At 52.6% G+C, this 9,678-nt stretch carries 9 protein-coding genes; 1 reads left to right on the top strand and 8 read right to left on the bottom strand.

Annotated elements, in window-relative coordinates; all coding sequences use genetic code 11:
* The 8 genes from J7M22_00575 to J7M22_00540 form a co-directional block, all read right to left on the bottom strand.
* The coding region (locus J7M22_00575) for a PAS domain S-box protein (GenBank protein MCD6505092.1) at positions 1-955 on the bottom strand (955 nt) is incomplete at its 3' end.
* A gap of 170 nt (positions 956-1,125) precedes the next feature.
* Positions 1,126-2,184, bottom strand: a complete 1,059-nt coding sequence (gene dnaJ, locus J7M22_00570; protein ID MCD6505091.1) for a molecular chaperone DnaJ — start codon at positions 2,182-2,184, stop codon at positions 1,126-1,128.
* A gap of 6 nt (positions 2,185-2,190) precedes the next feature.
* On the bottom strand, positions 2,191-2,589 hold the full coding sequence (locus tag J7M22_00565) for an Hsp20/alpha crystallin family protein (protein ID MCD6505090.1): 399 nt from the start codon (positions 2,587-2,589) through the stop codon (positions 2,191-2,193).
* Between the two features lie 15 nt (positions 2,590-2,604).
* The gene (locus J7M22_00560; protein MCD6505089.1) at positions 2,605-3,477 is read right to left on the bottom strand and encodes an ATP-dependent Clp protease proteolytic subunit; all 873 of its coding nucleotides are present in this window, start codon (positions 3,475-3,477) and stop codon (positions 2,605-2,607) included.
* A gap of 108 nt (positions 3,478-3,585) precedes the next feature.
* A complete protein-coding gene (locus J7M22_00555) occupies positions 3,586-4,371 on the bottom strand; it encodes a sugar phosphate isomerase/epimerase (GenBank protein ID MCD6505088.1) in 786 nt (261 codons plus the stop codon).
* Positions 4,372-4,386: 15 nt separating this feature from the next.
* Positions 4,387-5,364: a zinc-binding alcohol dehydrogenase gene (locus tag J7M22_00550; GenBank protein ID MCD6505087.1), complete on the bottom strand. Its 978-nt coding sequence runs from the start codon at positions 5,362-5,364 to the stop codon at positions 4,387-4,389.
* A gap of 25 nt (positions 5,365-5,389) precedes the next feature.
* The gene (locus tag J7M22_00545; protein ID MCD6505086.1) at positions 5,390-6,448 is read right to left on the bottom strand and encodes an exo-alpha-sialidase; all 1,059 of its coding nucleotides are present in this window, start codon (positions 6,446-6,448) and stop codon (positions 5,390-5,392) included.
* Between the two features lie 198 nt (positions 6,449-6,646).
* Complete coding sequence (locus tag J7M22_00540) at positions 6,647-8,401, bottom strand: ribonuclease H-like domain-containing protein (protein ID MCD6505085.1); 1,755 nt, start codon at positions 8,399-8,401, stop codon at positions 6,647-6,649.
* Positions 8,402-8,686: 285 nt separating this feature from the next.
* On the opposite strand from J7M22_00540, the gene cas1 reads away from it, so the two are divergent.
* Positions 8,687-9,583: a CRISPR-associated endonuclease Cas1 gene (gene cas1 / locus J7M22_00535; GenBank protein ID MCD6505084.1), complete on the top strand. Its 897-nt coding sequence runs from the start codon at positions 8,687-8,689 to the stop codon at positions 9,581-9,583.
* Positions 9,584-9,678 lie beyond the last annotated feature (95 nt).

Genomic DNA, 9,678 nt, shown 5'->3' with positions numbered 1-9,678 from the left:
CGATCTTCTCCCTCGGTATCCCTATGCCGGTGTCGGAGACTGAGATCTGTATCTCTCCGTTGAGTTTCTCGGCTTTCACCATCACTGATCCCCCATCGGGTGTGAACTTGACGGCGTTTGACAGCAGATTGAACAGAACCTGCTTCAGCCTCGTCGGATCGGTCTTAACGATGCCAATCCCCTCGTCCATATCGAGGTTCAAGGAGATATTATGTCTTTTAGCTCTTTCCCTTTGCATGAAAAGGGCCCACTGGAGCACCTCTTTGAGGTTAATCGGCACCGACTCGACCTCCAGCGTGCCCGCCTCCACCTTCGATAGGTCCAGGATGTCGTTTATAAGGGATAGGAGATGCTCGCCACTCTGGAGGATGTTCTGGACGTATTGGAGCTGTTTCTCATTCAGCGGGCCGACGACCTGTTCCTTAAGGAGTTCCGAGAAGCCGATGATGGAGTTAAGGGGGGTTCTCAGCTCGTGGCTTACGTTTGCCAAGAACTGATCCTTAAGGGCATTCGCCCGCTTTATGCTCTCCAGCAGTTCCCTCTCCTTCGATATATCCCTGAACACCTCTACGGCACCGATCACGTTGCAGTTTTCGTCGAAGATCGGGCCCACGGTGATGGAGACCGGTATCCTTCTGCCGTCCTTCGTGAACACCCATGCTTCCTTGGCCGAGTCCCGTCCTGTGCGGAACGTTTGAACGATCGGACAATCCACATCGCACAACACTCGTCCCTCATCGTCAGTATGTTTGAGGAAATCGAAGCAGGGATGGCCGATGATCTCCTCCGCCTTCCACCCCGTTATCTCCTCGGCCCCTCTGCTCCAGGTTTTGATGATTCTGTTGAGATCTGTCGAATAAACGCCATCGGCTATGCTGTTAAGGACCACTTCGGCGTATTGAGCGTGAAAGCTCGCCTCCTCAGTGAGCCTTTCGATCTTTTTATCTCGCGTCATTCCGATTCTCCCGGCGGAAAAGCTTTTCAATATTCGCTCATATTATCGCTGAGTGTAGCAGAGATTTTAAAGCTACTGTCCGCCGCTTATAGGTCATTTATTGTCATTTATCGTCATTTGTAGTCATTAATGACGGCGAAGCCGAATGACTTAATGATTACAGAGAGACGTCAACCGTGCTCATATCTCGCCAGCTCTTTCAGGAGCTCGATCTGCCGCTGTGACGGATTTCGAGGCACGCTGATCATCACTCTTGCGAGGTGATCGCCCTGTTTCCCGTTTGCGGCGTGTATGCCCATGCCGGCCAATCTGAGCATCTGGCCCGACTGAGTTCCCGGCGGCACTTTCAGCCTCGCCCTGCCGTGGATAGTCTCCACCGTGACCTCTCCCCCCAATGCCGCGGTCGTAAACGGCACGCGGACATCTGAGATTATGTTAAATCCTTCCCTTTTGAACTGGGGATGCTCCATAACATGTATCACGACGAACAGATCCCCTGGTGGGCCGCCGTTTTGGCCCGTCTCACCTTCGCCTCTGAGCCTCAGCACGGCGCCATCCTCCACACCAGCCGGTATTCTGACGGTTATGGTTCTCGTCCGCTTGATCCTTCCCGTTCCGCCACAGGTAGGGCATGGTTCACCTGTTCTCCCCGTTCCTCCGCAGGTAGGACATGGCGTGCTCAAGCTGAAGAATCCACCCATTCGTCTCTCCTGTCGGGTGACGAACCCTGTACCGTGGCATGTCGGGCAGACCGAGGAGGCACCGCCTCTGATCCCCGTTCCTCCGCAGTTAGGGCATGACTCCCAGCGCTGAAGCCGTATCTCCCTTTTACCCCCTAAAGCGGCCTCCAGGAACGGTATGGTCACCTCATATCTCAGATCGGCGCCGCGTCTGGGAGTTGACCGTTCCTCCCTGTAAAACCTCGGTCCGAAAAAGTCCGAGAATATGTCCCCGAAGTTGGCGAAGATATCATCCAGATCGGTGAAGGCGGTGAACCCGATATCCTCAAGCCCTCTGCTGCCGCGTTGATCGTAGATCCTTCGCTTCTCCGGATCGCTCAGAACCTGATACGCCTCGGATATCTCCTTGAACCTCTCCTCGGCCTCCTTATCGCCCGGATTTTTATCCGGATGGTATTTCATAGCGAGCCTTCGATAGGCCCGCTTGATCTCCTCCTGCGAGGCATCCCTGCTGACACCTAGGATCTGGTAATAATCCTTTTGTGGCATTCTCCATCACCTCTTGGCGAGCCTTATCTCCAGCGTTCCATCCTCCAGTTTCACCTTCAGGGAGTCCGGCTCCACGTGAAACGGCAGTGTGATAACCCTCTTGAACCTGCCGTATTCCCACTCCCTGTGATGATAGGCGACGGCATCAAAAGGCATGTCCCTTTCGCCTTGGATGATCACCTGATCGCCGTTCAGACAGACATCGACGTCCTCCCCGATCACATCCGGCAATGCCAGCCTGATGACCAGCTCCCTCTCGGTCTCATAGATGTCGGTGGGCGGTGAGAAAGCCGGCGTTGCCGGCACCTCCTCAGCTATCCTCCTCAGGAATGAGGTGAAAAGCCTATCGACCTCGCGCTTCAGCTCCAAAAATTCATCCCATGGGTCCCATCTATCAAGCTTCACCCGATCACCTCCGTTTCATAGGTGGATTTCCAGCTTCTCGGATATAGGTTTCCTTTCGCCCTTGCCCGATTTGTAGGGTATGGGAATGTACTGGACGGAAGGCCTCTTCTGATAGGGCTGTGGGAAGAGGTTCATGAGCAGATCTATCTCAACGGGCAAATCGGTCGATATGGGCAATCCGAGCTCCCTGGCCTCATCGACCGTTATCGGGTAATCATGCGTCCATCTCCCCTGTGTGAGCGTATCGGCTATCCGTTCGGCCTTAGCCTCATCCATCCCCTTTCTCAACAGCAGGGTCTTGACGCAGTTTTTGACCTGATTCATCGCCTTCTGGGCGACATCGGCGAGGATAAGCGTCTCGTCTTCGATCTCGTTTTTATCCTTCATCTCGAGCACCTTCAATATCGAAGCGGCGGGATATTGGCCCAATTGGGGATCAACGGGTCCGAGAACGGCGTTCTCGCTCATAACGATCTCATCGGCGGCCAACGCTAGAAGCGTCCCGCCCGACATGGCATAATGGGGGATGAAGACCGTGACCTTGGCCTTATGCGAGGCCAGAGCATGCGCTATCTGTTCGGCCGCCAGAACCAACCCGCCGGGCGTGTGCAGGATCAGATCTATGGGAACGTCCTCGTCGGTCATCTTTATCGCCCGAAGCACCTCCTCCGAGTCCTGGATCGTGATATATTTCATTATGGGGAACCCCAAAAGCGACATGGTCTCCTGGCGATGTATAAGCGCTATCACCCTGCTTTTCCTTCTCTGCTCGATCCGTCTCATCAGCTTGAGCCTGCTCGCCTCCAACATCCGCTGCTTGATCATCGGTGTAAGCGAGACTATGATGAAGAAAATCCAGAAGATATCGAAAAACGATATTCCCGACATGTTTACCCCCGTCCCGGTGAATGTCAAATCGCTGCGGTTTATACGGTTTAAAGGATAACTTATTTCGATCCGGAGGACAAGGGGCGCAAGATCTTGCGCCCCTTTACATCAGACGAGCGAGATTATCCTGTCTATGGTCTCAGCGGTTCTTCGATGTGCCTCCTCATCGCCACCCACCTCGGAGATCAGGAAATCGTCGTATCCTATCGCCCTCAGCTCACCCATGACGGCTTTCCAGTCCACGTCTCCCTCCATCAAGGGTGTCCACTGATATCCCTTTCGTCTGAAATCCTTGACGTGAACCTTGCGGATCTTGGAGCCGACTATCCGTATCCACTGCTCCGGATACCCGAATATCACGACGTTTCCCACATCGAAATACATGCCGACGTAAGGGCTGTCGACCGTATCGAGCAGCATCCTCATCTCGAGAGGGCTGAGCAGGAATCGGTTCCATACGTTCTCTATCGCTATGGAGACCTTGATCTCCTCAGCCACGGGGGCAAGCTCCATAAGCGATCGAAGACAGTTCTCATAGGCAGCATCATAGGGCACCGATTCGGTCACCCTGCCGGGGACGACCAGAACGGCATCTATTCCGAGCGCCTTGGCACACCTTAAAAGCTTGATCACGTTCTCCTTGCCTTTTTCACGCTCATCTCTATCGGGACTGGTAAGCGGAGCGCTGACCCCACAGGCGCTGCACGGGATCAGCCCGTGCTCCAGGCACATCTCTCTGACGGCCTCAAGCTCGCTCTCCTTCATGTCGAGGTGGAGCTCCTCTATTCTGAAGGAGAGCTCTATCCCCTCGTATCCCGCCGAGCTGGCGAATTCGAGATGCTCTTTGAGGGATTTGCCCCTGGGCAACACGAGCTGGCTTATACCCTTTTTCATGTTTCACCTCCTCGTTTAATCGAAAGTCACGCCGAGCTTAACGCTCCTTTCCGGATGTAGCTCGACGAACTCCTTATAGGCCTCGGCCGATTCGGAGAACGGCACCACCGGTTGGACGACGTCTTCGCAGTTGAAATGTCCCTCGGCCAACATCTCCCAGCATGTGTCCATGATCCGAGCGAAGCTCCATCTAGGATGATCCCTGTTCGGATCGCTACATGCGCGGGCGAAGATCAGATTTGGGATCGTGAAATGCGCCACCTCGCCGAAATCCAGTCCGCCTTTACACTCCTTGCTCCAACCGACGTAGGCCACATTTCCGCCGAAGGCGAGCCCCCGAAAGGCGTGATTCAACGCCTCGTAATTGCCGCTTGTCTCAATGACGACATCGACCCCGCGGCCTCCCGTCGCCCTTTTGAGCTCCTCGCCCACATTCTGGCTTGTTGGGTCGAGGACCATATCGGCTCCGTTTTGTAGCGCCACTTCCCTTCTAAGTTCGATCGGATCGACGGCGGCGACGAAGATGGCGCCGGCGGCTCGCGCCATTTGGACGGCCATCTGCCCTATGGCGCCAAGTCCGAAAACCGCGACACAATCGCCCAGTCGAACCTGGCCGTCTCTGACCCCGGCCAACGCAAACTGAGCGGGATCAAAGCAGACGGCCTCTTTCCATGTCATCCTCTCGCTCAGTTTCCAGACCCCATCTGCGCGCCAAGTGTGGGTCTCACGCAGATGTCCATATCCGGCGACCCTATCCCCTATGGAGAGATCCCCCACGCCTTCTCCGAGCTCAACGACGCGTCCGACGCACATGTTGCCCAGACCCATGGGAAATCGGGCGCCTCTCAGGCCGTGATAAAGCGTCAACTCCGTCCCATGTTTCGGCGCGCCAAACTCCACCTTGACCCTGATATGGCCCTCGGGGACAGGGCCGTCCTCGTATTCCCTCAAAACCGGTTTCCCCGGCTCAAGGGCTACCAGCTCTTTCGGCATGTTTTAACCTCCTCCATAGACGTTCTCATTCCTCCAGCCAATCCAGTGTAAACCGAGCAAACACGAGCGACTCATACGGATGTTCCCCGCCGGCCTCATAAAGGCAGGCGATCTCACCATCCGGCAGCACCGCCAGACAGGAGTAGGCGCTCGGTCCCGGATGAAGCACCCTGGCGATGGGCCAGCTCTTACCCTCGTCATAGCTGACGCGGATGGTCATGTTTATCCGTTTCTCCTGGGAAGCGGGGTTGGAGAACAAAATAATGCCCCGCCCGTTTTCTTTGGGCCATGAGTATCGGCGAACGCTCGCCTGACAGATGGGCTCTATAAGCTGTGGATGATGGTGTTGGTCATACCAGCTCATCCCGCCGTCGTCGCTGAATGCGATCTGGCGTGTGGGATGAGATCGGTCGTAATTGCGCATGTTGAGCATCAATCGGCCGCCGTATAGCTCCACCACCTCGCACTCATTGACCCCCGGCCGAGGCGCCCTTCCTCCAAGCTGCCACGTCCGGCCGTGGTCATCGGAGTAGATGATGTGCGAATAGTAATGTTTGGTCTCAGCCTCGATGTGATCGCAGGGTATGACCAGTCTGCCTCTGTATTTCCCGTTCTTTATCTGGATCCCTGCCCCCGGACCGGTCGCATACCATGTCCAGTTGGGTTTTTTGACGGCCTTCGTGATCTCGATCGGCTCGGCCCAGCTTATCCCATCGTCACTCGAGGATGTAAGGAAAACGCGTCTGGTGTCCCGGCTTGTCCGATCTATGATATGTCGTTCGTTATCATCCCCCCTATTCCACGTCATCAGCAGCCACACGGTCCCGTCCTCTTCATCCACCACGGGGCATGGGTTTCCACACGTGTTTTCCCCATCGTCCCATACGATCTTACTTTCGCTCCAGGTTCTGCCTCCATCCGTGGAGCGTTTCACCAGCAGATCGATATCGCCCGTATCGCTGCGGTCGTGCTTTCTTCCCTCACAGAAGGCTAGCAGGGTTCCCCTTACCGTCACGGCCAAGGCGGGGATACGGTAGGTGTGATATCCTCCCTGTCCGCTGACCCAGATGGCGTTCTGAGTCATCTCTCACCCCAGTTTTCCCGTCACCGGGTTTTTCGGCGAGATTATACACCTTTCAGGACAGCGCGTCAATATATCGGCCGCTGTTTGAAAAGCAGGACTTCTCAAAAACTTTTGAAGAATGTAGATAGGGAAAGGCTTAGATGGCATAAGTGATTCAGAGGAAATCCGCTCTCTAATCTATCGCGAATTTTATGTTACCTAGATTTTCCTCATCTTACGCTTCATGAACTTTTGAGAAGTCCTAGCCGATACCCGGGACTTACCATGAGACCGTATCCACTTTAAAATCTTCCAGAGGGCCTTACAATCCGCCTCGAGATACTGGACGAGGGTGATCATCTCTTGTGATCGCAATGGGCACGCGCTTTGATAAGCCTTCCATCCCATTACCATCGCCAGTAACCCTTTGTCGAGATCACCGGGCCACTGAGGGTCGAAACGCGGATCAACTTTGCCCAGGGCTTTGGCTATCTCTTTCAGTCCATAGCCCCACGCGCCTGGCACAGCGCAGGGTCCATCGAGGAATACCCTCTGGAGATCATACCATGGGAGCCTACGTAGAGGATGATTATCAGGCAAGTGATGGCGATCCGCCATACGCTGAACTTGCCGCACTTCCGTACTTGTCCAGTGGTAGAGAGCTGTTCTCTTATTATCGGTGAATGCCCCTTTTGTTTGCGTTTCAAGAAATTTGAGAAATTCTTCGAACATCTCACGTTCTCTATTGTGGTTTTCCGCCGTGGCAACGAAGGCCATGAAAAACCACTTTTCCTCTTCCTCCCAACCAGTTCCTATCATGAAGACCATCTCACAACCATCAAGTGTGGGCCATTGTGTATCAAAGTCCACATTTACATTTGTGAAATATTCAAAATCGATATAGAATTCAAATTGCCTCTTGACTGGAATTACATCAACAGGGGGAGGTAATGGGAACCCAGATCGGTTCGCTTGAAGGATGGCCCTGATTTGCTTTGACTTTTTGGGCCCTAAACCCCGGCATTTTTCAAAAGGAATATTTTGTGGATCCTCCCGGAGCATCGAATCAAGTGTTGGATAACCTCTAGCAGCGAGTTCACGTTTAACATCAGGGTTGATCTGGTATAGCAAAGCAGGGTCACCACCAGGCATTTTCTCTCGTGCGATAATATCCTTGGCGGTTCGCCATCGATCATTTTGATGTTTGAGGTTAGATCTAACGATATCGTCCCGCCAGGGAACATACCTTGCGCCATTGAGCTTAATCTCCACAAATTGATCTCTAATAGCCGCCAAATCTTGGTCGAGAGGCTCACCCAGGGTTGAAGTGATATCCACTGGTAGGGGATCGCAAATTCTATCACGGGTTATTAAGTATGCTTTTTGGGGCATAAATCCCTGGAGATGCCCCAGGATATAAGAATAGATCCTAACCTGAGCAGCGTAGCTCCTGAGGTCTTTGGCCTTCCCGGGTCTGTCCAACTTAGTTGTAAATTTAATGTCAAAGACAACATAATGCTCTGGTATATAAGTATCTACCGGTAAAAGATCGGGGAAATTATCTCGAAGCCATGATGTATGGACAAGAAGATCAGGCACGCCATAGATCCTCTCCGGAGCCCACCATAAGGCAGGTCTAACGATAAGCGGAGTTCCTTTCCGGATGAGATCAATCGTCTCTCGAACTTTCCCGGCCAAACGAGCCTCATAAGATTTATAACAAACAACAACGGCATCGGACGCCATTTCCTTGATCCACTTCTCTTCAAATTGGCGACTTTTCTCCGCTATAAAATCAAGAAATTCATAAGGAGATGTATCAGGCTGGAAACCATATCGGTTCCCATGGTATTCGAGCCAAACAACTACAGGATCTTCAAAAATAAATGGCCGAACTCGAGTTGCAGGCATCCAGTTCCGAGGTACTTGGTGATGTCCCGCCGTTGCGACCTCGAACAGGGATTTATCCGACATTTTACCACACCCCCTCAGATCGTAACTGAGAATGAGACTCCAATTCCCTAAACGGGATTCACACCCACTTTCTTTCATCGAATTCCCCTGCCTATGATAGAGGTGAGAACAGCGATCTGCAGAGATATCTGAACAAGGCATCAGATGGTGAAAGTTATGATCTCAGACCTACGTTTATAGGAAACGTTATGGATAACTGCTACACTCAAAGGAAATTTGAGCGATTTGCGAAGATGATACCTAACGTGGTGAGATGGAGGTTAAGATACTCTTAGAGGGTAAGTGATGAGTGTGCTTTATATCGCCGAGCAAGGAGCCTCCCTCCATAAAGGAGGTAAAAGGCTGCTCGTGGTCAAAGATGGAAAAACCATTCAAGAGGTAAGGATTCATGAGGTGGAAAGGGTGATAATCTTTGGGAACGTTCAGCTGACCTGTCAGGCTATGGCCCTCCTGCTCAATGAAGGGGTGGAAGTGAGCTTCCTATCCATGAAGGGGAGATTTAAGGGTAGACTTTCCCCCGCTGATTCGAAGAATATACTGTTGCGTCTAGCTCAATATAAGCGTTACTTGGAAGATGATTTTAGGATCTCGATATCCAGAAGCATAATCAGAGCTAAGATAAGGAACAGCCGCTATCTCCTTTTGAGATACAGGCAGAACCACGCTGAGGCGGATCTCGATGAAGAGATCAAACGTCTGGAATCTTCTCTCCCTTCCGTAGATCTCCACGAGACAATCTCCGCCTTGATGGGTGTGGAAGGGGAAGCAGCAGCAGCCTACTTCAGGGCATATGGGAAGATGCTCCGTAGGGAGCTCCGGTTTTCCGTCAGGACGCGTCGTCCACCTCTTGATCCTGTTAATGCCCTCCTCAGCCTGGGATATTCCCTGCTCACAAGCGAGGTAGCGGGAATCCTAGCGGCTCATGGCCTGGACATCTATATCGGGTATCTTCACGAGATAGATCACGGAAGACCTTCCCTCGCTCTGGATATGGTTGAAGAGTTCAGACAGCCTATCGTTGATAGGCTTACCCTCAGCCTCGTAAATAAAAGGGTATTCACAGGTGATGACTTCGAGAATAGAGAGGGGGGAGGAGTCTACCTCAAGACGAAATCTCTCAAACGGTATCTTCACCTTTATGAGAGGACAACTAGCTACCTGACAGTTTTGGAGATGAGGTAGAGGTTGAAAGTCACAGCACATAAAAGGGATAATACAGGAAAATCCCTTCAGGAGGTGTGCTGTGACGATCAATCAGATATATAATACCTTGCTTT

This window comes from Candidatus Poribacteria bacterium (assembly GCA_021162805.1).
Lineage (GTDB): Bacteria > Poribacteria > WGA-4E > B28-G17 > B28-G17 > JAGGXZ01.
Note: the sequence above shows the minus strand (reverse complement) of the source record. Positions and strands in the feature narration are given on the sequence as shown.